This is a genomic window from Paenibacillus sp. PK1-4R (assembly GCF_030369595.1).
Taxonomy (GTDB): domain Bacteria; phylum Bacillota; class Bacilli; order Paenibacillales; family Paenibacillaceae; genus Paenibacillus.
The window spans coordinates 3,374,842-3,400,006 of record NZ_CP126535.1 but is presented as its reverse complement, the minus strand read 5'-3'; the positions used below and the strand labels follow the sequence as shown (position 1 = coordinate 3,400,006).

The window sequence follows — 25,165 nt, the reverse complement described above, 5'->3', positions numbered from 1 at the left end:
AATCCAAAGGAGTTGTCATTTTGATATTAAAAGCAGAAAAATTTGATCATATTTCAGAGACAGAACGGCTAGTCATCCGACCATTACAGAAAGACGACTATGAAAATTGGTTATATGAGTTTGTAAACCGCTTGCCCTCCCAACACCGCCATGATAAAGGGAAAATGGATATGAGTGAATGTACACTGGATTGGTTTCATGATCTCGTAGATCGACACCAGGAGTTAGCGCGTACAGATGCCGTTTATGTATTTGGTGTGTTTAGAAAGCATGATGGTACACATCTGGGTATGATTGATATTGCTACCTTGGCAAGAGATGATTTTCAATGGGGAAGTTTCGGATACACGATCCATAATCAGTTTTGGCGAAAAGGTTATGGGAAAGAAGCAGTGAATGAAGCACTTCATATTGCATTCGAACATCTGAAATTCCACCGCATAGAAGCTCATATTAATGTGGATAACACCCCTTCCATGAAACTAGCAGAGAGTGTTGGTATGGAATTTGAATGTCTACGTAAAGGGTTCATACACGAAAATAATGAATGGACCGATCACTTGGTGTATTACAAAAATTCTATTTAAAAAGTTCATACAACTCAATCTAAAACAAGGGAACTCCATATCAAGAAGTTCCCTGTTTTTTATGTTTGTTGAATATTCTTCTTTTTGCGATGAAGGGTTGCTACTCCCAAACTTACTGCTGAAATCCATAATAGGATTATTGCATTACTCGAGACTAATGATTGCACTGTATCTAGTTGTAATAATTGCGTAATTAACCTTCCTTCATACGGTGAAAGTGTGGCTCCCAAGTTATACGCGACCAGAACAATGGTGGTACCCAACTTAGCCATTTTGGCGATTTGTTGAGCAAAAGTATGCAATAAATAGGGCATTATACAGCGGAATGAAAAACCGATGATCATTGAGCAAGCGGTAGTAAGCATGATACTTTGCGAGATCGTCGTAACGAACATCGAGCTTCCAAGTAACAGAATTGATAATGGAACGATATAGTTACCGAGTGTTTTGTATACTTTCCCAAAAGAAAAGCCGGCAACAAAAGCTCCTAAACCTATAAATGCAATCATGTTGCTTCCGTTTGTCGCAGTTCCGATATTTTTTTCCAAAATCAAAGGAGTAATCTGTAAATTATAATTGATGAAGATAGCTACAATCACAAATAATAAGAGACCGTAGCCGATCATAACTTGAAGGGCCTTTTTATTATTTGTGTGGCTTGATTTCGTTGTGATCTGTTCTCTTCTATTAAGCTCTTTTTTATCAGAAGGAACGAAAATCAGAAACGCGATGAAAATAGGAAGTGCCAGGGCGTAGACATAAAATGATGTGTGCCAGCCCATTTTCAATAGTTGACCAACGAGTAGTGTCAGACAAATGCCGCCTAATCCCTCAAAGGCACTTTCTAAGCCAATTACGGTTGCTTGTTTACCTGGATTGTTATGATACATGTCACTGATCATCTGAATGATGAGCCGGTTAAACAATCCTACACCTAACCCAAACAAACAGCGAGAAATGAACAGCAACGAAAAAAGGTCATGATACAATGCAGGGAATACTCCCGCAATGAGAACAAGCCCTAATCCAATTAGTATAGTTGCTTTCTTGCCAATATGAAGTTCAAGTCGATTAGCAATTAACACACCAAGAGTGACAAATAATGAAGGTATGGTCGTTAATAATCCTATGTGTGTTGCTGATATCTCTGGAAAATCATTGGCTATCGCAGGAATGTTAGCGGCAATCACTGGACCTGAAGAAATTAATAACGCAACGGACAATAACGAATATGTTCTAAGCTTCTCCATGGATATTATAAAAAACCAACTCCTAATGTTTGTTTTTGCTCCATATGGCCGGTAGTTAGCCTTGATGCTGCGATAAATGGATAAAGCAGTAACGCATAAGTCGATGACTTCATACGTTACTGCTCAGTCGATTAGAGTTCTTTGCCGTTACTTTGAATAACTTTTTTGAACCATTCAAAGGATTTTTTCTTGCTGCGTTTCAACGTACCATTTCCAGCGTCATCTTTGTCGACATGTATGAAACCGTATCGTTTACTCATCTCTCCAGAACTTGAGCTTACTAAATCAATGCAACCCCAGGACGTGTACCCCAACAACTCTACGCCATCTTCCTCCACTCCTTTTATGAAGGCTTGGATGTGTTGACGCAAATACTCGATTCTATAGTCATCCGCAATATATCCCGTCTCATCAGGAGTATCTATCGCTCCTAATCCATTCTCAACGATGAATAGTGGCTTTTGATATCGGTCATACAAGGAGTTCATTGTAATTCTTAGTCCTTCAGGATCGATTTGCCATCCCCATTCACTCGTTTTCAGATGTGGATTGCGCAGTGTCGGAAACAGGTTAGCTGCCGTTTGTGTGTTTACTTCCGGGTCTGCACTGGTCAATCGTGAACCATAATAACTGAACGAAACGAAATCAACCGTATTATTTTTCAAGCATTCCTCGTCCTCGTCTTCCATGGCTATGTTAATATTCATTCGTTCTAACATTTTCTTGGCATAGTTTGGGTATTCTCCTCGGGATTGTACATCGACGAAAAAGTAATGCTCACGATCCCTTGTCATGGCTTTCCAGACATCATCTGGTGCACATGTATACGGGTAAGTGTTGGCACCTGCTAACATACAGCCAATCTTAATTTCCGGGTTAATTCTACGTGCAATTTCAGTTGCTTTTGCACTTGCGATCAATTGATGATGAGCCGCCTGATATTTCACAGCATCCTCATTCTCACCTTCTTCAAACACTAGACCTGAGCTTCCAAAAGGTAAATGCAACAGCATGTTGATTTCATTAAAGGTAAGCCAATACTTCACTTTATCTTTATAACGGGTGAAGATCGTTTCACACAGTCTCTCATAATAATCCACCATTTTTCGGCTTCTCCACGATCCAATTGTTTTCACCAAATGAATAGGGACATCAAAATGGGTAATGGTGACTAACGGCTCAATGCCATACTTCAAACATTCATCAAATACATTTTCATAGAATTTCAAACCCTCTTCGTTGGGTAACTCGTCATCTCCATTAGGGTAGATCCGAGTCCATGCCAAAGATAACCGGAAACACGTAAAGCCCATTTCTGCAAATAAAGCAATGTCTTCTTTATACCGATGATAAAAATCAATAGCTTCATGACTCGGATAAAAATGCTCTTGATCACACTCCAACATTTTTAACTGTCCTCGCATGACAGAAACACGATCTTTCCCTGCCGGGATTACATCAACTGTGGATAGTCCCTTGTTGCCTTCTGCATATCCACCTTCACATTGGTTAGCAGCAACTGCCCCACCCCACAAAAAGTCTTTTCTTAAAGTCATTAAAACACACTCCTAACCTGTAGTTTTGTTAAGCTTTGACAACCAGTAATGTATTGTTAAAATCAATATTTTGGGGACTAGTCTCTGCGATCACATCCGAGTAACTATACGAATTGGTTACAATAACGGGCGTTTGAGTGACATATCCTTCTTGTCTGATTTTGTCCAGATCAAATGTCAGCAAGGTCTGTCCTTTTGTGATTCTCTGACCTTCTTCAACAAAAGCCTCAAAATATTTTCCGTTCAGCTTAACCGTATTTAAGCCGACATGAATAAGAATTTCGACTCCTTCATCGGATAATAGTCCAATAGCATGTTTCTTAGGAAATAGGGATACAATCATGCCATCAAATGGAGCAATGACTTTCCCCTCGCTGGGTTCAATAGCAATTCCTTTACCCATTGCCTCTGAGGCAAACGCTACATCTTGTACATCCTGAAGTTGAATAAGCTGACCTTTAAGTGGAGTTGCAATAACGGAATCTTTAATTGTAATGACTTCATCCGCAACCCCACTCACTTCGTTCGCATTTGAAATAGTGTTCTGTGAAGGTGCGTCTTTTTCATATTTCAAACTGAGCAAATAGGTAAGCACAGCAGTTACGACAGTTGTTATAACAAGTGCGATCAAAATGTTATATAGATTCCAGATATTTTCACCAATGTACAGCGGAATCGCCGGGATTCCTGAAGCGCCTGTTGCATAACGAGAAACATCCATTAGCCCTGCAAAGAGTCCCCCACTGGCAGCTCCAATCATACCCGCGACAAGTGGGTATCTCTTCGGTAAGTTTACGCCGTAAAGAGCTGGTTCCGTGATGCCCATCAACGCTGTAATCCCACTGGAAGCTGAAATTTGTTTTAATGCTTTATCCTTGGTTCTCATCCCTACAACTAATGCCGCAACACCTTGACCTATACAATTGATCATCGCTCCAGGACCGAGGATATTCTCATAACCTGATGTGGTGATTTGAGCAATGGATAGAGGAACAATATTATGGTGTAGTCCAAACATAAACAGTATTGGCCAGAAGGTTGCAACCAGAAAAATAACCAGCCAGCTACCATGTGCGGCCAAGAAGTCAAAGCCCATCGCTAAATACGTTCCGAAAAATGACCCCAGTGGTCCCAATACGGTTAAGGCCAGAATTCCCGTTACTAAAATAGTGCACATGGGAACAAAAATAACTTTCACTGCATTCGGAATGATCCTTTTAAACAACGATTCAATATATGATTGTGACCAAACTATTAAGAGAATTGGAACTACAGATGAACTATAAGATACAAGAGTTAGCGGGATTCCAAAAACATTTACGTCAGTCCCATCCAAACGCAATTGCGTCAAGTTGGGGTGAAGTAAAATACCGGCTAAAACGAGTGCTAAGACTGGACTACATTTCAGTTTGTTTGCAGCTGAAAACGCCAACAAGAATGGTAAAAAGTAGAAAATAGCATCTGACATAAGACTTACAACATAGTAGGTTTGGGAATCTTTTGAAATCCAGTTGAATAAAATAAGTAGAGCGAGTAATGCCTTGATCATACCAGCCCCAGCTATAGCAGGAACAATCGGACTAAATGTCCCCGAGACGAAATCGATTAATTTCCCCAAAATACTAACTTTCTTAACATCAGTTGGTTCACCAGATGAACTCGCGTTAGGTTGAAGATGCTTGATCACTTCTTTGTAAACGTCTTCAACATGTGTGCCGATGACAACTTGAAATTGTCCGCCGCTCTCAACCGCATCAATAACACCGTCAAACGACTTAAGCGCTTTTTGATCTGCTTTACTAGTATCATTCAGTGCAAATCTAAGCCTAGTCATACAGTGAGTCAGAGTGGATACATTCTCACTACCGCCCACTTTCTCTACAATATCTTGAGCCAACTTCTCGTATTTATTGCTCATCCAATAATGCCCCCTCTTGTTGTTGCCACCTAAATGAATGAAACCGAAAGCGCTCTAAATAACTTCTCTTTGCAATAAAAAAAGCTATTTATCTGAAGTACATAAAGGCTGCATTCATTACACCTTTAAAATATCATCTGATAAACAGCTATAGCCAATACCTATAATTTATACTTTATTATGCCTGAAAGGCATGCCTGATATGTCCCAAAAAACGTACCTCCGTTTGACTGAATACCTTGTGTTTTTTCCAGACAATCACCGTTGGAAACTGAAGTTCCGGTTGAAAAGGTCTAAAGCATAACGTGTCAGACTGCTTCATTGCAAGCGCACCCTCAATACAAATTGCCGTCCCTAAACCCTCCTCTACAAGGTTTAGTACATTAGATATTAAATTATAGGTCGCAACGAAGTTTAAATGTGCATACTCATCGGCAAACCAGCTTGCAATCTCATTCTGTACGACAGATCGGCTGGATATGAGCAGAGGTACTCCGGCTAAATCGGTTGAAGTTACATATTCTTTCTGTGCAAGAGGTGATGAGGTCTTCATAAGGACTCCCCAGCGTTCCTTCTGGGGCAGTCTGATAAAATCGTATTTCTCAATGTGAATGGGCTCTAACAAAATGCCCACATCGAGCAGTCCTTTATCGATTCGCTCCTTTATGTCATCCCCCGTTCCACTATAGATGTGATATTTAACCTGCGGATACTCCATATTGAAGTCTTTTAATAATTGTAAAATAACATTGGATGTTAATGATTCAACACTCCCGATCGATATGGTTCCTCCAACCAAGTTGTTCTGATCTTTAAACTCTTTCTCTGTTTTATCCGCAAGTGTGAGAATTTCTTCTGCTCTTTGACGTAGAAGCATGCCTGCATCTGTCAGTGTTATTTTACTTTTCCCGCGTATAAACAATTGAGTTTCTAAATTTTTTTCCAGATCAGCCAACTGCCTGCTTAACGTTGGCTGTGTAACATGTAAGATCGTTGCAGCATGTGTGATATTTTCTACTCGAGCTACTGTCAAAAAATATCGAAGTACTCTTAACTCCATAATTCCTCCTGATTTACATTCATTTAAGTGTCTCCTGAATCGTTCATTTCTTTACTATACCTTCCTGTTAACCAGAAGAAGACAGTTGATTGGGATAATCAACTGTCTGTTGCTTCAAATAAAGAAGATTATTTCTCTGGAATGATTTCATTAACGCAGGCTAAAGCATTTAGTGTTCGAGGAAATCCCATGTAGGGAAGGCAGTGAGTTAGAGCGGTGATCATGGTTTCTTTATTATTGCCAACATTGATGTTACCCTGAACGTGTGCTTTGACTTGACTATCAGCACCTCCGAGTGCACTTAGTATACAAAGAGTAAGCAGCTCTCGTGTTTTCAGATCCAGACCACCACGGGTATAGAAGTCACCAAAGCAAAATGCTGAAAGATAGTCCTGGATATGCTTCTGATTTGACGAGGCATTTTCCCGGTTTTTCTCAATAATATCGCCAAAAATCTCTTTCTGAATACCAAGTCCTTTGTCCAAGCGATTATCTTCTTCAACCCGTTTCTGACTTTCAAGAGGCAGTGCAACATTTCGCTCTTTGAACACTTCATTCATTTCCGATATGGCATTTAAGGTTTTGGGGAATCCCAAATAAGGTGCGCATTGATAGATTGCTTCTTGGATCTCCGTTGGTGTCAACCCAACATTTAGCGCTGCACGAGTATGTGCTTTGAATTGTGGCAACGTTTGATTAGTAGCCAGTACGACCAGAGTAATAAGCTCACGTTGCTTATCGTCAAGAGTACCTTGATCGAAAATTTCACCAAAAATGAAGCGACTTAATATGTCCTGTAACTCAGGATCAGTAGCATATGCCGCTGGAACTCCATCGCCGAATAGTCTTTTATATGTTTCCTGGCTCTTTTCGATTCGATTCATATTCATCAAACCTCCTGTTTCTTTTTAGTTAAAGCTAGGTGTACCCATTTTACATTGAAAGAGAAAAGAATCTATATCCTATTCATATCATTTTATTGCCTAATCCTATCAAGTGTTTCTTTGTTGATGAAAAAAGCGAACAAAGCACTTGCGTGCCCTGTTCGCTCTTTTGGTGCAGCCAGATTGCTGTCTTCGCCTTACTCGCCCAAGCTGTTCCAGAATGATTGAAACGCGCCTTTCTCCACTTCCAGGAATGCCGGAACATTACCGTAACGAACCAGACCTTCACCAAACAGAACCAGTGGGACCTGCGTTTTGTCTTCCAGCGTGAGATAGATGATCTTGCGATCTTCCTTGCCGTAGAGGTTCTCTTCCAGTTCCGGGCTCGTTGCGATTGGTTTGGCAGCATTTAGCGATGAGATGAAGCTTTCCAACGATTCGTCCGCTGCTAACGGCTGAAGCTGCTGTAATCCATTATTCCAGCTATTAAACGTCTCCCATTGCGCCGAGGCGATGTTGCCTTCGAGATGAAGCTTGCCGATCAGGTCGGCACCAGTACCAATGGTGATCCCGTTGTTCTTGTCAAATAGTTGAGCATACACCTGACCATCGATCTCGGTGTAGGACATGATGCGGAAGTCCTTGTCGTAGCCATTGACCGCATAGATGTCTGCTTCGCCAATGTTGGAAGCAAGTTCCGTATATTTTTCCTGGCCGCTCAGTTCATTGATGCCACCTGTTGTAGTGCCAAGCTTCTCACCACGCAGGTTGAGTGCATTTACGCCTTCAAGCAATGTTGGGGACTGTGTATATACGTTTCCTCCATACACAACCAGTTGCATCATATCAGCCATCGCGCCTTTGCCCTGTGAATTCGGCAACTCCATCTTCGGAATCACGACCGGGTCAAACGACGCGCCTGGAGTCACCGCTGCCACCTGTGGTGTTGGTGCGGCTGGTCCATTGAATTGTTGCCATACACTTGGCGCAGCCAATCCAATGCTGGCAGCGATAACAACACTTGCTGCAATGTATAGTGGTTTACGTTGACGTCTTGGTCCCTGATGTTGCGTGTTTAAGGATTGCTCTACCCGTTTTTTCATTTGCTCGTTTGTTTTCATATGATCCACCGCTTTCTTATAGTTTTGTTTGAATTGTTCTTCGTTCATTACAGTTCCTCTCCTTCCAGCTCCAGTTTTAACAGCTGTCTTCCTCGCTTTAATCTCATTTTTACTGCTGACTCGCTAATCTCCAGGATCTCGCTGATTTCTCGGATTGGATAATCTTCGTAATAATACAGATGAACCACCGATCTATACTTGACGGGCAGTGACAGCACAAGTTCGATCAGCGCGTGATCTTCCGGGTTGTCCGTTGTCAGAGGATCTACTCCCTCCAGCTTGACCTCCCGTTTGCGCCAGCCTCTGCCTAATAAGGATTTGCAATGATTGGTGATGACCCGAATCAACCATGCTTTTTGATGCTCCGCATCGTTGAACGTAGGGGCTTTTTCTATTAGTTTGATGAAGGTATCCTGAGTGGCTTCCTCCGCGTCTTCCCGTCTGCCGAGGTGCACCATGGCAATCCGGAACAGCGTATCTGCGTATGTCTCATAAACTTTCATCACATGATCGCCCAGCTGGGGCACTGATCGCTGCATGGTTGTTATGCCCTCCTTTATACCTCTAACACTCTTACGGACGGCATTTGGTCACATTTTGTTTTAGGATTTTTTTATTGATCCATTTCATTCAAAATGCAAAAAAAGAAAGCAACTCCATGGAGAGGAGTTGCTTTCTTCATCTTCGTCTTTATTTTCATATAAAATGCATATCGTATCCCCAACTAGAATTTCTTCTGTAAAAGCTCGATATTATCTTCCAAGCTGCTATCTAGCTCTACGCCTACCTTCTGCAGTTTGTTTTGGTAATATGTCTTCACATCATCCCATTTATAGTACGGATAGGTCTTTGTTTCAATCGGGAACGCAATTTCTTCTTCATTTCTAAGCATCTTTACAAGAACATCCTTACCATTGGAATACAGAATCCATTGGATGTTTGCTCCCATCGGTGAGATGACCGAGCCGTTCCAGTTTTTGGTTACATCCTGCGGTTTGTCGATACTAACATTAGCTCCGGCGATATCCAGAAATGAAGATAGTGGAATAATGGTTTCTGCATGAGCAAAACGAAATACACCAGCCGTGTCTTTCTGCTGAATGGACTGGTCGGTAGACACGATCAACTCTTTGACCAGAGGTGCAATGATATTTTGCGGCAGATCCGTTGACGTTAAAGATGGACCTTTTTCATAAAAGTCATTGATATTATCAACGCTCTCGTACCATTTCAACTGATTAGCCGTGAAATACCGCCCGAATTCGAAGTCACCTTCTCCTTTTATATTCGAAGAAATGATGTAGAGTTCATATAGATTAGAAGCAGCCTCGGTTGGGTTGCTGAGCTTCACTTTTCCTTTCTCATCCTTCAATTCAAACTCTCCAGAATTCAATCTCTGATAAAAGTCTTCAGAGAAAAATTGCAGAAGGACCTCTTTTGCATAACGCGTTCCAGTGTTCTGTGTGACATAATCTTCGTATAACTTAACCCAGTCTCCATCTTCTACATACTCGTTATACTTCGTAGCCAAGTCGTAGGGCCGTAGATAGGGGTCTTTCCCTTCTTCAAAGGCTGAAGCCAGAATGTCTACCTTGTTATCTCCCAAGCTTTCCTTTAACCCGTCAATAAACTGATCTCTGCTCTGCGGCGTTCGATCTTTGAAGGTTGCCTGAGCAATCACTTTTTTATCCGATGTAAATAGTTCTTTGAAATTCTGCCCAACTCTGGCCCCTATTCCTTTCAGTTCTTCTCCACCCGTAGTGGATAACAATCCATAATGATCTTTTTCAACCTTCATCAGATTGCCAATTTCCTTCTTCAGCTCTTTGCCCAGATTAGTGATCTGCCCGTCCTTTTCAGCGATGTCGAGCAGTTCAAATAACGTCTTGTCGTACTTGGAACTGGATAGATGTCTGGAACCATGTCTCCCTATGTAGTTAATAAATATGGGTTCATATCCACTAGGAGCTTTTGTATAACTTGTTTCCTTAAAAGGATATGGCGTTTTGGTACCGCGGTATCCCTGCTGATCGTTCATTTTTTGTCCAACAAACACCGATTGGGTGTTGTTATCCCAGTCTACCTCTTGCCCCAAGGCTTCCCCAATCGCTCTTGCAGGTACATAAGTGACTCCATTGTAGAGAAACGATTCGCCTTCCACCCTTTGACCGTTCACAACCACGTTAGCCGATTGTTCGGACACTTCGATCATGCGTTTGGAGCCTGCGCCATATACGTCAAACACACTTACAGACGTTAAAATGGCGACTGATGCTACTGAAATCCCGATTTTTTTGATCATCATAATGAATAGTCTTCTCCTTATTTCGCCTGATATTGGTTTATTTTCGCTCATCATACTATAGGTGAGAAGTGTCTGCGCAGTATCCATCCTATGTTAATTGATTGTAAAAGAATACATATAAATATTGACGCAAAGTCTCATACGACAAAAAAGAGCCGCTTATTTAGCGACTCTGAATCAACATCACAGGCTATCTTGCTCCGAGACACATGAACAAAATAGTCATCACATGTCTCGCATTATCATAGCGCCCTGTATATTTTTATATCTATCCCTGACTCCGTTGGATGACCTTCTCCAACAAGTGTCTCACGCTTCAAGAAGTATAGTGCCTTGCTATCCGTAATCATTTTGGGAGAAGTGCGAAATAAAGCAGTTTTCAGCGTTTTATCGATGTTTCCGTTGTTTTCGATATAAATTTTGCAGGTATGCCCTGTGTAGTCCTTGCCTTGGAGCATATATCTTGCCGATAGGGTATGCGGGTCACCATTCTTTCCGATAATCTGCGTATCCACTCCTCCACCGAGCACAATTCCCTCAAAGTACTTTCCGGTTACACTGCCTGTAAAAGTAATCATAACAACCGAATCCCCTTCACTATTCTGTAAATCAAATGATTTCTCAATGTTCACATGTACCGTAAACAATTCCTCTAATTTCACGTGTTCCCACCTCCATATGAATCCAATTATAACTCTACTCACTAAAAAAAAGATTTACATATTTCCTTCAAATCATTTAAAATGATTTACACAATGTAAAGGTTAACAAGATGTAAATGAAGGGGTTAATGACGTACATGAGTACATTACCAAAATCAGTTCGCTTTCCACTGTTCATTCTGATGTTAAATCTGTTTATCGCTTTATTGGGGCAAGGGATGCTCATCCCCATATTGCCGGAGTATTTGAAGCTTTTTCATGCGGGAGGCACAGTAGCAGGATTTTTAGTTGCAGCCTTTGGTGCCGCTCAATTCTTCTTTTCACCTCTCGGAGGACAACTGTCTGATCGATTTGGACGCAAAAAGTTGATCATCGCCGGTATGTTTCTGTCTGTCATTTCAGATATCATATTTGCGCTGTCGACGTCATTACCGTTCCTCTATGTCGCACGGTTTATCGGTGGAATCAGTCTCGGTTTAATGGTTCCTGCCAACCTCGCATATGTCGCCGATATTACAACGCCAGAGACACGTGCGAAAGGCATGGGCTATTTCGGCGCAGCTATGAACTTGGGGATGGTGCTGGGACCTGGTCTGGGCGGTCTCATCGCCGAGATGGGTATTCGCATGCCCTATTTCTTCGCAGCGGGTCTGGGACTGATTGCGGCACTGATGACGCTGCTATTGCCTGAGACACTTCCACCGGACAAACGAACGGTCTCCATCCGTCTTCAAAAAGGAGATCACTTAGGCAAGAAAATCTGGAGTTCATTTAAAGTCCCCTATTTCAAATACTTGATTGTGCTGCTCGTTATGACCTTTGGCCTTATGAGTTATGAGACGGTATTCGCTCTTTTTGCAGAGCAAAAATACGGATTCGACGCAGCTACGATCTCCATCATTATTACCTTGGGTGCGATTATCGGTATCATTGTGCAGATCTGGCTTTTGGATTGGTTCGTACAGAGAATCGGTGAAGTTAAGTTGATCCGTCTCTCCTTAATAGTCACACCCATAGCTTTATTGTTAATGTTAATTAAGGTCAACCTAGTTTTTCTGCTGTTCGCTTCTGCCTTATTCTTTGCCTTTAATTCGTTTTTGCGGCCTTCGGTCAGCACGTTAATATCCAAAAATGCAGGAGATCGGCAAGGTTATGCATCGGGTCTGAATACTACATTTTCCAGTCTCGGAACGGTGATTGGCCCGCTGATCGCAGGGCTATTGTTTGACAAAAGCATAAACTTCCCGTATATTTTTGGTGCAATTATGCTACTCGCTTCTCTCGGACTGACCTTGAACGCATTTCGTTCGAAGAAAGGACAATTGTATACAAGTGAATGAAAACTGGCATCAACAATTGGGAAACAAACATCGTGATGATTTGATTGCAGCAGGTAAGGAGCTTTTTTTGAAATATGGATTGCTCCAGGTGAAGATTAAGGATGTATGTACGAGAGCTGAACTTAGTAGAGTGACCTTTTATAAACATTTTCAGTCTATGGATGAGCTCCTTCTAGCCATTCAGATGCAACTGATCGAACATTTAACGGATGAGGTTAGCCGTGCTTCAACGAAGGACTTGAACGGGCGGGAACAACTCACGGTAATGTTGAATGCATGGGTTGTTTATGCCGAGAATCATCCAGACTACATCCGGTTTATTCAATTATTTGATATCAACTATGAGATGTATGATTTTAGTCCTGAATTAAGAGAAGAGTATGATAAGTTCAACCAGAACGGGAAAGAAAAACATTTCCTGATGGGCGCTTTATCCCAAGGTGTTGTTGACGGTAGTATTAAGAATCCGTCCCCTCCGTTGGATCTGGCTCAGTTTATCTTCACAACGATGATGGGCATGCTCCAGCGCATGGTAACTATTCGTGCTGCTCATGATAATTCATTGGATATGCGAATGACGGAGCAATTTGTGAAGATGCTGCTCCATTTTGTTTGTAGTGAAGAAATACCCGAGTGATGGCATGGTAGATGGATCGATAAAACAAAAGTTTGAAATAAAAAACGGATTCCGTATAATGGAATCCGTTTTTTTTATTTCATTAATTAAGCGTTAATCCGTTAGCACGGGCAACTGTCCTCCAGCTTTTAGTTGACCAAGCAATACTTTGATCCCGGCAGACGTATTTGGCTCCTGCTTTCCATACACAGCAATTCCTGAGCGCACGTTTTGCAAATAGATCGTTTCGTAAGGGTTACCGAGTGAGAACAGCGTGTATCGCTGATTACTCTTGTTCATCGCATTAATCAAGGTTTGATACTCACTCCAACCGAACTGGCTGGCCACGTTACGGAATTGGTAAGAAGCAAGAATGACATAATTCGCCTTGCCAATTGCCTGGAGCGTTTCATTCATTTTGCCTTGACCAACAAGTGATATTTCAGTTTTTAACGACAGATTATTAGCGGCTTGCAACAGTTGCTTCTCAAGCTGTTTCGCCTGTTCCTGCTCGGCTGCAACAATAACAACCCGGTCGCCTTGTTTAATTGGATCAGGAAGCACACCTTCGCGACTGCTGAGTACAGTGACCGCCCGCTCTGCGATTGTCTGCTCCACTGCTCGGTGCGCCTTCGATCCGATGATACCGTTAAGCTGAGTTAGCTTTTGCGCAAGAGTTTGACTGCGTTCAAACAAACCATATTTCGCTTTCATCTTCAAGATTCGTTTCACAGATGCATGTATGGTTTCATCCTTGATCGTTCCATTGTTCACCGCGTTCACCAGCGTTTGATGGGCCGTTACTGAATCTTTTGGCATAAGGATGATATCAACACCTGCGGAAACGGCGCGTTCCACCGATTGACTCTCACCAAAATGCTCCGCAATTGCATTCATGGTAAAGGCATCCGACACGATGAGACCTTCGTATCCCAGCTCCCCTCGCAGCAGTCCGGTCAGTACCTTTTTTGATAAGGTAGCAGGAATCGGCACACGTTCACCGTCTTTGAGCGAAGTGACATGTTCGTTGTCTATGGCAGGGAAAGCAATATGCGCGGTCATAATCATCTCTACACCATTTTTGATTGCAGCCCGAAACGGTTTTAATTCTACCGCATCAAGCCTTTCTCGGTTATGGGCAAGAACAGGCATACCAAGATGGGAATCTACCGTTGTATCTCCATGTCCCGGAAAATGCTTCACTGCCGCCATCACCCCTAATTGCTGTAGCCCTTTTATCGTTGCCAGACCAAGCCGTGTCACCAAATCCGCATCCGAGCCAAACGACCGTATACCAATGATGGGGTTATCTGGATTGCTGTTGATGTCCAGCACTGGCGCAAAATTGATCTGCAATCCCAGTGCCTTCAGCTCCTCCCCAGTCAGCTGACCGGCTGCTTCGGCTAGTGTTGCATCTCCAGTTGCGCCAAGCGCCATTTGACCTGGCAGGTTCGTACCGCCTGGTATTCGCTTAATAACGCCTCCTTCTTGGTCGATGCTAAGAAATAGAGGAATGTCACCTGCTTCTCTTTGCATATCATGTGTGAACGTTGTAAGCTGCGTCACGTCTACAATATTTTTGTCAAAAAGAATAAGTCCGCCCAAGTCCTGATCATGGATAGTGCGTTTCAGCCCCTCATTAACGGTCGTTGTCGCTTTACCATTCCATTGCCTAATGTCAGGCATAAGCATCTGACCAACTTGCTCACTTACCGTCATATAGGATATCAGTTTGTCCCAATCTTGCGACCGAATGGCCGCTTCACGTTCGAAGCGAATTACTCTCGCCATAAATACGGCATATTCAGCGCGCGTTACAGCTTGATTCGGACGGAAGGTGGCATCTGAATAACCGCCGACCAAGCCGTTTGAACTCATAATAAGAATCGGTGCTGCTGCCCAATGCCTGTCCGTATCTGTCCATTCTGCGGAGTTCTTACCTTCCGCTAGTGAATAGGCCCGTGTAAGGAAGGCCGCAGTCTCTGCGCGGCTAATCGGTGCGTCCGGACGGAAGGTTCCGTTAGGAAAACCACTCGCAAGTCCATTTTTAGCAGCTATCATGATTTCTCGATGGAAAGGGTGTGTAGTTGGAACATCCGAATAGGTTGTGCCTTCCACTGCTCTTTGAAGCTGATCTGGATAAAGCTCCCGGACCATAAAAGTGACGGCTTGTGCCCTTGTCACAAGTGCCTCTGGCTTGAAGATCCCATTGCCATACCCGGCTACTGTTCCCCGTTTCGCCATATACGTGATGCCATCCTCTGCCCACTTTGAATACTTTAGATCAACAAACGTTTCTTCCGCAGCTGCCGTTCCCAGCCCTATAAGCATAGAGCCAACAACGGCACCAATAATCGTCATCCATTTTACATGCATTTGTTTCACTCCTGTTGTGTTCTATGGATGAATAGACGCTGATACGGTACAGTTTGTTGCGTTTTCACAAATTCAATGAAGTTATATGCAGTTCATGACTATCCCTTCACGCCGCCAATCGTCATGCCCTGTACAAAGTATTTCTGTAAGAACGGATACACCATCAGAATAGGAACACTTGCAATAATGGTCATGGTCGCTCGAATTGAGGTTGGTGTGACCGCCGTTGCATTGCTCTCGGCAGATTGATAAGCATCACTTGCTGATGAAGTCGCTGAAGTCGTTGAAGTTTGCAGAATCTTCATCAATTCGTATTGCAATGTGCTTAATTCTTTATTGGAAGAGTTGTACAGGAATACATCGAACCAGGAATTCCATTGTCCCACAGCTACAAAGAGTGATACGGTTGCCATTGCGGGAATCGTTAGCGGCAAGACAACGCGGATGAATGTCGTGAACTCCCCTGCCCCGTCAATACGGGCTGACTCCAGAATGCCTTCAGGAAGACCTTCAATAAATGAACGGATGACAATCATATTGAAGACACCGATTACACCCGGAATGATATATACCCAGAAGGAACCGATCAATCCAAGGTCTCGAATCAACAGATAACCGGGGATCAACCCCCCGCTGAAATACATGGTGAATACAAAAAACATCGTAACAAACTTGCGAAGCACAAATTCCTGACGACTAACCGTATACGCGAGCATGGCTGTGCAGAAGACGGACACCACGGTTCCAATGACCGTTCGCAGGGCCGAGATCAAAGTTGCGTGATAAATATCGGATTCGCCAAAAATGTATTTGTAATTGTCCAGTGTCCATACACGAGGCCATAGATATATTCCACCACGAATGGCATCATTTGCATTATTGAAGGATACGGCAATCATATTAACAAAGGGATAGATCGTCACAATCATCAGACATACCATGAAGATAATGTTAATGGTGTCAAACGCTCGATCCCCGGTGCTGCTATTTCGCAAGCGGGATGTCTTTCCTTTTTGCATGGCATAGGCCTCCTTTTAGAATAGTCTGCTCTCTCCCATTTTTTTCGCTATATAGTTCGCGGAGAAAAGGAAGATGAAGCTGACCACAGTTTTGAATATGCCGGCTGCTGTACCTAAGGAAAAGTTCCCCATCCCTAATCCATATTTCAGTACAAAGATGTCCAGATTCTCCGAATAGTCCATATTCATCCCGTTACCCAGCAGATATTGTGGTTCGAATCCGGATTCAAGAATACTTCCCATGTTCATGATCAACAAGATCACAATAACCGGTTTCAAGCCAGGCAGGGTGATATATAACATCCGTTTGAAGCGACTGGCTCCATCAATCTCGGCAGCCTCATATTGCGCAGGATCAATCGCCGTAATTGCCGCCAGATAGATAATGGTGTTCCAACCGACATCTTTCCAGACCTCAGTTGCCCCCAGAATCCCCCAGAAGTATTCTCCTTTCCCCATCCATAGTACCGGACTGTCAATCAGGTGAAGCTTCATCAGCAGCAGATTGACAATTCCGTCTGGTGACAGGACTGTTAATACAATACTGGAAGCAACAACCCACGAGATAAAGTGAGGCAGATAACTGACGGTTTGCACAAAACGTTTAAATATGACATTTTTCAGCTCATTCAACAAGAGGGCCAGTGTAATTGCTGTAACAAATCCCAACACAAGTTTAATGGAACTCATGACAAGTGTATTTCGCAGCACCCGGTAGAAGGTATTGTCCTCAAACAAGATACGAAAATGGTGCCAGCCTAACCACTGCTGATCGGAGAAGGACCTCGCCGGTTTGAAATTCTGAAAAGCCATGGTCCATCCCCATAACGGCAGGTACTTGAAGATAAAAGCCCAGATGACAAAAGGAATACACATCCAGGCAAGTGTTCGTTGCTGCACAAGTCGCTTAAAGAACGAGTGTGCTCTGGTTCCCTTCGGACTCGAGGCTGGAGGCATCGAGTTAAGGGAGACATTTGGTTTCTCCACGGTGAACCTGCTCCTTTCCTATGCTGTTAATCATGCGAGGAGAAATCGGAGTTTATTCTCTTTCGTCTCTCCTGCGCAAGTAACAGTTTGTTTTAAAGAGATTGTTCAAAAAGTCCGCTTTTGAACACGCATTTAAAGTGTTCGTATTACCATTTTCCTGCTACACGATCCTTCACAACTTTGGTAATAGTCGCTTCATAACCAGCTTTGTCCAATTTGTTCAATTCAGCCATGTAGGCATCCCACAGCTTATCAAAATTCGATGGTGCTCCCAAGATCATTTCCGGTAAGTATTTACGTTGCAGATCATCCGATTTGGTGGTGAAGATCTGTTCAGGTGATCCTTGTTCAAGGGCGATGGACCATGCGGGGAACCATGGCCGCTCTTCCGGTTTGTTAAATAATTCACTAAAGGTTTGGATACCGTAGGCTTCAAGGAACTTCTTGTCTCCCTCGGTGTAAGATGCAGCGGCTACTTCTGGCTGGTTGCCAGGGCTATAAGCGTTACCATCGGTAAGTGTAGATTCACCGCCATATCGAGGCCAGTCTGATCCGAAGTAAGTGAACCCGAATTTACGGCTCAGCTCCAGATCATCATGGGCTTTGCGTTGATCCTCATTTGCAAAATAAAATCTGCCCTTATCATCCACACTGTACGTCTCGTCCTTGATCCCCCATTGCACCAGCACCTGATTCTCTTCCTTCAGCAAATTATCGAAATATTTAATGATACGAACAGGGTCTTTGGCATTCACCGAGATGCCTGTTGCATAGTTGTTGACAAAGCCCGGAGGATCAACATACTGATCCTTAATTCCTTCATCAAACACAATCGGAAGTGGTGCATAACGTTTCTCATCAATGCCTGCCGAGAGCAGGTTTTTCGACGCGTCTCCAACCTGCCAGCCATAATTGAAGTATCCTAACACACGACCCGAAGTCAGTTTGGCCAAATACTGGTCTTTATTCATCGTAAAGGATTCCGGATCAAGCATGCCTTGAGCATTGATTTCATTCAACTTCTGAATCCATTTTTTCTGGGCATCTGTTCCGGCGACAACTTTTGCCTCATGGTTAGTCATGTCCACCATGACACTGCCATCGTTCGGATAACCGGCAAGATGCATCGCTGGATTTTGCAGCGTGAAGAAGTTATTAGCCACACCCGCAAGTGACACAAATCCGATTGTCTCTGCACCGTCGACAGTTGGATGTTTTTCCTTATAATCCTGAATTAGATCAAAATATTCATCCAGTGTAGTGATCTTGGGATAATCAAACTCTTTGAGCACAGATCGCTGAATCCAGAAAGCTCCTCCGCCAACATTTGGACTACCTGAATACTCACCCTGATTAGCCGTATAAGGCAGCGCATAGATTTTTCCGTCTTCGGCATTTTTCATTTTATCGAAATATGGTCCATACACCCTTTTGATATTAGGGCCGTATTCCTCAATCAGATCATCCAGCGGAATATAGGCACCGGCATCCAGTAACTTGGACATCTCCCCACTGGAGCTAATGACATCAGGATAGTCTCCACTGGCAATCATGACACCGGCTTTTGTAGCACTATCACCTACCAGATATTCCAGCTTCCAGTCCACACCCGTTTGCTCTTGCAACACTTTACCGATGGTTGTTTCGCTTGCAAGAACATCCTTCTTGCCTGGAGAGAACATGTAATACGAAAACGTGACTGGACTGTTCTCATCATCACCTGTGGTTGAAGGCGCTGATGACGAACTGTTCTGACTGCACCCAGCCAGCAAAGCTGTTAGTAATACAGCTAAACCCGCTGTTCTAAATTTTGGTTTTAACATGTGAATATTCCCCCGTTCCGTGTTTTCTCTAATGGACTACACTCACCATTTGCCAGCTACACGATCCTTAACTGCCTGTGTTATCGTAGCTTCGTATGTTTTCTTGTCGAGTTGATTCAATTGACTCATATATTCATTCCATGTGTTCTCGAAAGTGGAAGGTGAATCCATAATCATTTTGGGTAAATATTTCTTCTGGAGGTCTTCTGCCTTGGTGATGAAAATCTGTTCTGGAGAGCCCTGCTCCAATGCAATGGACCAAGCAGGAGACCAAGGACGCTCATCCGGTGTGCTGAATAGTTGTGTAAATGTCTCCACACCATATTTCTCTAACAACAGCTTGTCACCATCCGTATAGCTAAAGGTAGCCACCTCTGGTTGATTGCCTGGTCCATAGGCGTTGCCATCCTCCAGTACGGAGTTATTCCCGTAACGCGGCCAGCTGTAATTAAAATAGTCAAAGCCGAACTTACGACTTAATTCCGGATCTTCATGTGCCTTGCGTTGGTCATCATTTTTAAAGTAAAAGCGGCCCTCATCATTCACACTATACGTCTCGTCCTCAACACCCCATTGAACCAGAATCTGGTTTTCTTCCTTGAGCAAATTATCAAAATATTTAATAATTCGCACGGGATCTTTGGCATTTACGGTAATTCCCACACCGTAGTTATTCACAAAACCTGGCGGGTCCACATACTGGTCTTTGATGTTGTCATCAAATACGATCGGTAGAGATACGTATCGTTTATCGTCAATACCAGCCTTCTTGAGATTGTTCGTTGCGTCTCCAACCTGCCAGGAGTAACTGAAATATCCCAGCACCCGACCGGACGTCAACTTGGCGAGATACTGATCCTGATTCATTGTGAAGGATTCGGGATCAAACATCCCCTGTGCGTTAATCTCGCTCAGCTTCTGAATCCATTGTTTCTGATAATCAGATCCGGCTACCAGTTTGGCTTCATGGCTCTGCATATCCACCATCACACTGCCATCGTTTGGATAACCTGCCAGATGCATGGCCGGATTTAGCAGGGTGAAGAAGCTGCCCGATTCACCTGCAAGTGTGGCGAAGCCGATGGTTTCTTTTCCATCGATCTGCGGATGTTTTTGCTTGTATTGCTCAATCAAGTCAAAATATTCGTCCAGCGTTTTGATCTTGGGATAGTTGAACTCTTTTAACACAGCACGCTGAATATAAAAGCCGGTCTGGAAGTTAGGCTCTGACACATAACCGATGTTGGCAGTGTATGGCAAGAAATATATCTTTCCATCCTCCTGTCTGAATTTGTCCATATAAGGCCCGTATACCCGCTTGATGTTAGGCCCGTATTGATCGATCAGTTCATCCAGCGGGATAAAAGAGCCTGCATCCATCAATTTGGCCATTTCACCACTGGAGTCGATGATGTCGGGGTAATCCCCACTCGCAATCATTACACCTGCCTTGGTTGCACCGTCGCCGACCAGATATTCCATCTTCCAGTCAACGCCCGTTTGTTCCTGTAGCTTCTTGCCAATGGTCGTGCTGCTTGCCAGAATGTCCTTCTTGCCACCGCCAAACGTGAAATATTTAAAGGTGACCGGGGTGTTGTCATTACTGTCAGGATAAGAGGCTTCCGGGCTGGCTTTATTACAACCTGCCAGGGTTACAGCCAGTAAAATGGCCAGACCTGTTATAATGTTTCTTTTTCTAAACATGTAGCAAATTCTCCCTTAAAGTAATGTTTTTGTCTTTAAGCCTTCTCAATATATCAAGATAGCGCTTTCAAAGTTACCCATGAAAGTGTACCTCCTACTTTGAAAAGTATATCCTTCATATTTAGTCGCCTGGCATGGCTGATGGATCAAGTGGAAGCTTAATTTGGATACGCGTACCTTCTCCTTCCCATGTCTGGATGTCGAATGTAAAGTGATTTTTATAACAAAGTTTTAAGCGACTATACGCATTTTTCATGCCAACATGCTCTCCCATATCGGTGTTTTGATCCAGGTAACTTAGCAACTCTTCCAATTTTGCTTGTGACATCCCTATACCGTTATCCGTTAGTCTGATATGGAGCTGGTCATTTTCCATTGAAACAAAGAGTTGAATGATACCTACACCCGGAGATGACTCAATTCCATGAATACTTGCATTCTCAACAAAGGGAAGGATAACCATCTTGGGGATTCGGTACATCAGTACCGCAGGATCTGCCTCAATGGTATATTGGAGTTTTTCTCCAAAGCGGTATTTTTGAATTTGTAAAAAACTCTCAATGAGTTCCAATTCTTCTTGTACTGTCACATCATTCTGATTCCAACTAATCGACTTGCGAAACATCTTGGCCATGTTATGCACGATTTTGGCAGTCTCTTTCTCGCCTTTGATGAGGCTCCGCATACGTACCGACTCCAGGGTATTAAACAAAAAATGTGGGTTGATCTGACTATGGAGCGCATGAAGTTGTGCTTGCTGCTGCTTTAACTCCAGGTCTTTCTTTTGGATGTCGGCGAGATATACTTCATGAATCAGGTTACGGATCGTCTCGGTCATTCGATTAAATTCCATCGTAAGTTGACCTATTTCATCTCTTGCATCTTCAGGCGGAATCGTCTGGAAATTCTGTGTTTTTACTTTTTTCATATGTTTCAGAATGCGCACCAGTCTGACATGGATGGTTCTGGACATCGCCGCGATGATAATAGAAGGCAGGACAAAATTAATGCAAGCCAGCCAAACGACGAAGGAACGCGATTTCCGCACCTCCTTCAACACAATTTCTTCATCCATCACTCCCTGCAGGGACCACCCTTCCAGATAGTTAATGCCTGTATACGTAAGTTCAAAGGGAATCATTTTGTTCGGAAACTGGATCTCGCTGTAACGTTTCCCTATCTGAGCTTCTGCTGTAGGATCATTTGAAAATTGGATGTGTCCCCCCGGATCAAGAAGATACACTTTTCCATCAAATCCGCTGTTGTGAAAATACTGCTTGATCATATCCATATTCAGGTCAATTTTAAGTAACTGCTCTCTCCCCCCTGTGTCCAGATTGTCCAGCCTTTGAACCAGACTTAACATTTGATCCGATGAGATCAGTGCCGGATAAGGGGCGGAGTATGCCTGAAATTGAACGTACCAGTTAGAGCTTCGGACCACGTCAGTTAAACGATCAATATAACCGGAAGATAGAATGGTAGAATTATCTGTATACACTTGATACCAGCGAATTCCCTGATTCAATTGACCGGAGAATTGCCCTTTTAGATAGGAATTATAAGCGTCAATGTACTCAAAATGACTTTGAAATGAACGGGAGATGGTGTCATTGAATACAGGGTCAGTATATAACGAATAAGAGAGGCCGACACCCTGATCAATGGTTACCCGCAGGTCGTTCTTCAGATTGTTCAAGGCCATGCCGGCATCACGAGTTTTCTGACTACGGATATTGGCGGATGTGACATTATAGGACACCACATTGGTGACAACGATGGGAATAAACACAGATAAGACATACATCAGCAGTAGCTTATCTCGAAGCTTCATGTAGTTCAGGTTCCATCTTGGCATTGTGCACCTCGCTGATCATTTCCCATAAGGAGATTGCGATACTCTGTAGGCGATAACTTAACAAGTTTCTCAAACTGGGTTACAAAATAATCCGCATTCTGAAATCCTACACGTGCAGCGACCTCGTACATTCTCAGATCCGTCTGGCGTAATAACTTCTTCGCCTCATGTATCCGCAGGTTCAGCAGATAGTCATTGAAATATTGATTGTAGCTTTTGCGGAATAACCGCCCAAGATAAACGGGATTCATATAGAAGAGTGCAGCGATGCTTTTGAGATTGATGTTCTCGGTATAATTTGCATCAATATATCGTTTGATCTTGCTGATATCCCCTTTGGATCGCTCCATCCGCAGTTGAGAGATATAATCCTCGGCTTCCTCCAGCGCAGTGAGAAAAGCATTGTTCAATAGTCGTAAATTCCAACCTTCATGACTTTGTTGTGCCAGCTCCTTCAGCTGCTGCAACCCTTCATCATTACCACCCATTTCGTTGACTACAGCGAGAATACCCGTTATATAACGCAAAAGAGAACCCGATACAGCTTGAGGAGAAAATCGATTCATATGAAACAATTTGAATTTCTCTTCTACGACCTTGTGATAAGCTGACCTATTCCCTTCTTCCAGGCTCAAAATTAAGTGATCCACCTCGTCCTGGTACACATTGAAAACAAACAGCGGTTTGTCCTTGATCTCCGTATACCGCACGACACCACCAGTTTCAGCATATTTATGCTTGGCTGCTTCTTCAGCCGCCATAAGGGATTGTGGGACATCACCAATTTCTTTGACGAGTGTTCCTGCGTAAAGGCCGATGTCCAGATTAAGCCTTTTGCTCAGTGTTATATGAATACTATGCAGTTTATCCTGTAACGCCGAACCCCCTTGATCGTGTTTAGGCCACAACAGTAATAATGCAAACATGCCGCGTTGTTGCTCACTGATGAACATTTTGCATAAATTACTTTCCAGAGAATGTACTGCTTCACGTAGCTGTTCAATGGTGATTTTAATTTCATCTAATCCGGTCTGAAGTTCAATCAAAGTCATGAGCAGACTGGAGCTAGGATTCATCCCGAGCATCTCGGCATATCGATGTTCATCCTCCTTCTGTACATGGCCTTTGATCATATCCTCCAGCATGATGTTACTGGCTTGTCCCTCATCCAAGAGGATATGTTTTCTTTTATTGCAAATGAGTTTAGCTGACTTCTGCAACGTCGCCGTCAGTTCTTCATCATCAATAGGCTTCAGGATATAGTCATGAACACCGTACCGGATTGCCTGCTGTGCATATTTGAAGTCATGATAACCACTGATGATAATGAACACAGGTTCCAGATGTGGCATTTTCTCTACGGCACGTATAAGTTCCAGTCCATCCAGGATCGGCATGCGGATATCTGTTATAATCACGTCTGGTTGCAAGCGTTCAATCAGATTTAATGCTTCTACACCGTTCTCTGCCTCTCCGATAATCTCCATATTAAGATCCATCCAATTTATGAGTTCATACAGCCCCTTTCGTACATACATCTCGTCATCTACCAGTAATACTTTTAACATCCGTGTGTCCCCTTTCCTCCAACGAAAATAAACCGTCGCTAGCATGTCTCCCTATCGGCGGCATCTAATATGGTGACTGTTGTAGTTATTGCATAATAAATTCATTCATTGCGCGCATAATCCCAATAGTCGCCAACGAGGCCTTCAATGATCGATCCACTGGCCCATGGCATCAGGCAAAACCAGGTGCTGGCTGGCGTACCATCCGCATATTTTTCAGTGACCGGTCCTTCCGAATGACAGAAGCGTTCTACTTGGCGCCGTGAAAATCAGATCCATCTTTTCCTCCAATCGCGTTGCACACACCCGATTGTAAACGCTTGCAATTATGTATCCATCATGCTAGGATGGTTACATTTTATAGGTTCACGTCTGCAATTTCATTGCATAAACAGCTATATTTATTGCGCGAAACGACAAGGAGGTCATATATCTGATATGAATGAGACTTCAGAATACCTGTTTGATAAATTTTATTTGCATTGAGCAAAAACACGCCAACTCTTGCCTATATCTTATCTCAGCCAAGAA

At 43.2% G+C, this 25,165-nt stretch carries 19 protein-coding genes; 3 read left to right on the top strand and 16 right to left on the bottom strand.

Annotated features, from left to right (window positions below; translation table 11 throughout):
• Positions 1 to 20 precede the first annotated feature (20 nt).
• A complete protein-coding gene (locus QNO02_RS14815) occupies positions 21 to 587 on the top strand; it encodes a GNAT family N-acetyltransferase (RefSeq protein ID WP_289392595.1) in 567 nt (188 codons plus the stop codon).
• A 59-nt stretch (positions 588 to 646) separates the two neighbouring features.
• Here the strand turns inward: QNO02_RS14815 and QNO02_RS14810 are convergent, their stop codons facing one another.
• The 9 genes from QNO02_RS14810 to QNO02_RS14770 all read right to left on the bottom strand — a co-directional run bounded on the left by QNO02_RS14810 (position 647) and on the right by QNO02_RS14770 (position 11,343).
• Positions 647 to 1,837 (bottom strand): MFS transporter, encoded by a 1,191-nt coding sequence (locus QNO02_RS14810; RefSeq protein WP_289392594.1) that lies wholly within the window; start codon positions 1,835 to 1,837, stop codon positions 647 to 649.
• A 131-nt stretch (positions 1,838 to 1,968) separates the two neighbouring features.
• Entirely contained in the window at positions 1,969 to 3,393 is a 1,425-nt protein-coding gene (locus QNO02_RS14805) for a 6-phospho-beta-glucosidase (protein ID WP_289392593.1), read from the bottom strand.
• 28 nt (positions 3,394 to 3,421) lie between these two features.
• Complete coding sequence (locus QNO02_RS14800) at positions 3,422 to 5,311, bottom strand: beta-glucoside-specific PTS transporter subunit IIABC (protein ID WP_289392591.1); 1,890 nt, start codon at positions 5,309 to 5,311, stop codon at positions 3,422 to 3,424.
• 178 nt (positions 5,312 to 5,489) lie between these two features.
• Positions 5,490 to 6,371, bottom strand: coding sequence for a LysR family transcriptional regulator (locus QNO02_RS14795; protein WP_289392590.1), 882 nt, complete (start codon positions 6,369 to 6,371; stop codon positions 5,490 to 5,492).
• 128 nt (positions 6,372 to 6,499) lie between these two features.
• Positions 6,500 to 7,255, bottom strand: a complete 756-nt coding sequence (locus QNO02_RS14790; RefSeq protein ID WP_289392589.1) for a carboxymuconolactone decarboxylase family protein — start codon at positions 7,253 to 7,255, stop codon at positions 6,500 to 6,502.
• 197 nt (positions 7,256 to 7,452) lie between these two features.
• Positions 7,453 to 8,424: a hypothetical protein gene (locus tag QNO02_RS14785; RefSeq protein ID WP_289392588.1), complete on the bottom strand. Its 972-nt coding sequence runs from the start codon at positions 8,422 to 8,424 to the stop codon at positions 7,453 to 7,455.
• Positions 8,424 to 8,915 (bottom strand): RNA polymerase sigma factor, encoded by a 492-nt coding sequence (locus QNO02_RS14780; protein WP_036615805.1) that lies wholly within the window; start codon positions 8,913 to 8,915, stop codon positions 8,424 to 8,426. Before QNO02_RS14780 ends, QNO02_RS14785 begins: the two co-directional genes overlap by 1 nt.
• A 185-nt stretch (positions 8,916 to 9,100) precedes the next feature.
• Complete coding sequence (locus tag QNO02_RS14775) at positions 9,101 to 10,681, bottom strand: histidine-type phosphatase (protein WP_289392586.1); 1,581 nt, start codon at positions 10,679 to 10,681, stop codon at positions 9,101 to 9,103.
• A gap of 242 nt (positions 10,682 to 10,923) precedes the next feature.
• Positions 10,924 to 11,343: a DUF3237 family protein gene (locus QNO02_RS14770; protein ID WP_289392585.1), complete on the bottom strand. Its 420-nt coding sequence runs from the start codon at positions 11,341 to 11,343 to the stop codon at positions 10,924 to 10,926.
• 137 nt (positions 11,344 to 11,480) lie between these two features.
• Between QNO02_RS14770 and QNO02_RS14765 the strand changes: the two genes are divergently transcribed.
• Positions 11,481 to 12,683 (top strand): MFS transporter, encoded by a 1,203-nt coding sequence (locus tag QNO02_RS14765; protein ID WP_289392584.1) that lies wholly within the window; start codon positions 11,481 to 11,483, stop codon positions 12,681 to 12,683.
• Positions 12,676 to 13,320 carry a TetR/AcrR family transcriptional regulator gene (locus tag QNO02_RS14760; RefSeq protein WP_289392582.1) on the top strand — a complete coding sequence of 215 codons (645 nt, stop codon included), beginning with the start codon at positions 12,676 to 12,678 and terminating at the stop codon, positions 13,318 to 13,320. Before QNO02_RS14765 ends, QNO02_RS14760 begins: the two co-directional genes overlap by 8 nt.
• A gap of 93 nt (positions 13,321 to 13,413) precedes the next feature.
• Here QNO02_RS14760 and QNO02_RS14755 read toward each other — a convergent pair whose 3' ends face one another.
• The 7 genes from QNO02_RS14755 to QNO02_RS14725 all read right to left on the bottom strand — a co-directional run bounded on the left by QNO02_RS14755 (position 13,414) and on the right by QNO02_RS14725 (position 24,634).
• Complete coding sequence (locus tag QNO02_RS14755; RefSeq protein WP_289392581.1) at positions 13,414 to 15,675, bottom strand: glycoside hydrolase family 3 N-terminal domain-containing protein; 2,262 nt, start codon at positions 15,673 to 15,675, stop codon at positions 13,414 to 13,416.
• Positions 15,676 to 15,773: 98 nt separating this feature from the next.
• Complete coding sequence (locus QNO02_RS14750; RefSeq protein WP_091030445.1) at positions 15,774 to 16,694, bottom strand: carbohydrate ABC transporter permease; 921 nt, start codon at positions 16,692 to 16,694, stop codon at positions 15,774 to 15,776.
• Positions 16,695 to 16,709: 15 nt separating this feature from the next.
• Positions 16,710 to 17,651, bottom strand: coding sequence for an ABC transporter permease (locus QNO02_RS14745; protein ID WP_289392783.1), 942 nt, complete (start codon positions 17,649 to 17,651; stop codon positions 16,710 to 16,712).
• A gap of 176 nt (positions 17,652 to 17,827) precedes the next feature.
• Positions 17,828 to 19,504, bottom strand: a complete 1,677-nt coding sequence (locus QNO02_RS14740; RefSeq protein WP_249910681.1) for an ABC transporter substrate-binding protein — start codon at positions 19,502 to 19,504, stop codon at positions 17,828 to 17,830.
• Between the two features lie 42 nt (positions 19,505 to 19,546).
• Positions 19,547 to 21,208, bottom strand: a complete 1,662-nt coding sequence (locus QNO02_RS14735; protein WP_289392578.1) for an ABC transporter substrate-binding protein — start codon at positions 21,206 to 21,208, stop codon at positions 19,547 to 19,549.
• Positions 21,209 to 21,329: 121 nt separating this feature from the next.
• Complete coding sequence (locus QNO02_RS14730) at positions 21,330 to 23,066, bottom strand: sensor histidine kinase (RefSeq protein WP_289392577.1); 1,737 nt, start codon at positions 23,064 to 23,066, stop codon at positions 21,330 to 21,332.
• Positions 23,048 to 24,634, bottom strand: coding sequence for a response regulator (locus tag QNO02_RS14725; RefSeq protein ID WP_165980172.1), 1,587 nt, complete (start codon positions 24,632 to 24,634; stop codon positions 23,048 to 23,050). The genes QNO02_RS14730 and QNO02_RS14725 overlap by 19 nt, the downstream gene beginning before the upstream one ends.
• Positions 24,635 to 25,165 lie beyond the last annotated feature (531 nt).

What these genes read in the sequence shown, in the direction of transcription:
- QNO02_RS14730 (WP_289392577.1), bottom strand. Translation starts at nt 23,066, where the DNA reads ATGCCAAGATGGAACCTGAACTACATGAAGCTTCGAGATAAGCTACTG.
- QNO02_RS14735 (WP_289392578.1), bottom strand. Translation starts at nt 21,208, where the DNA reads ATGTTTAGAAAAAGAAACATTATAACAGGTCTGGCCATTTTACTGGCT.
- QNO02_RS14810 (WP_289392594.1), bottom strand. Translation starts at nt 1,837, where the DNA reads ATGGAGAAGCTTAGAACATATTCGTTATTGTCCGTTGCGTTATTAATT.
- QNO02_RS14785 (WP_289392588.1), bottom strand. Translation starts at nt 8,424, where the DNA reads ATGAACGAAGAACAATTCAAACAAAACTATAAGAAAGCGGTGGATCAT.
- QNO02_RS14790 (WP_289392589.1), bottom strand. Translation starts at nt 7,255, where the DNA reads ATGAATCGAATCGAAAAGAGCCAGGAAACATATAAAAGACTATTCGGC.
- QNO02_RS14780 (WP_036615805.1), bottom strand. Translation starts at nt 8,915, where the DNA reads ATGCAGCGATCAGTGCCCCAGCTGGGCGATCATGTGATGAAAGTTTAT.
- QNO02_RS14800 (WP_289392591.1), bottom strand. Translation starts at nt 5,311, where the DNA reads ATGAGCAATAAATACGAGAAGTTGGCTCAAGATATTGTAGAGAAAGTG.
- QNO02_RS14765 (WP_289392584.1), top strand. Translation starts at nt 11,481, where the DNA reads ATGAGTACATTACCAAAATCAGTTCGCTTTCCACTGTTCATTCTGATG.
- QNO02_RS14755 (WP_289392581.1), bottom strand. Translation starts at nt 15,675, where the DNA reads ATGCATGTAAAATGGATGACGATTATTGGTGCCGTTGTTGGCTCTATG.
- QNO02_RS14725 (WP_165980172.1), bottom strand. Translation starts at nt 24,634, where the DNA reads ATGTTAAAAGTATTACTGGTAGATGACGAGATGTATGTACGAAAGGGG.
- QNO02_RS14745 (WP_289392783.1), bottom strand. Translation starts at nt 17,651, where the DNA reads ATGCCTCCAGCCTCGAGTCCGAAGGGAACCAGAGCACACTCGTTCTTT.
- QNO02_RS14750 (WP_091030445.1), bottom strand. Translation starts at nt 16,694, where the DNA reads ATGCAAAAAGGAAAGACATCCCGCTTGCGAAATAGCAGCACCGGGGAT.
- QNO02_RS14775 (WP_289392586.1), bottom strand. Translation starts at nt 10,681, where the DNA reads ATGATGATCAAAAAAATCGGGATTTCAGTAGCATCAGTCGCCATTTTA.
- QNO02_RS14805 (WP_289392593.1), bottom strand. Translation starts at nt 3,393, where the DNA reads ATGACTTTAAGAAAAGACTTTTTGTGGGGTGGGGCAGTTGCTGCTAAC.
- QNO02_RS14795 (WP_289392590.1), bottom strand. Translation starts at nt 6,371, where the DNA reads ATGGAGTTAAGAGTACTTCGATATTTTTTGACAGTAGCTCGAGTAGAA.
- QNO02_RS14740 (WP_249910681.1), bottom strand. Translation starts at nt 19,504, where the DNA reads ATGTTAAAACCAAAATTTAGAACAGCGGGTTTAGCTGTATTACTAACA.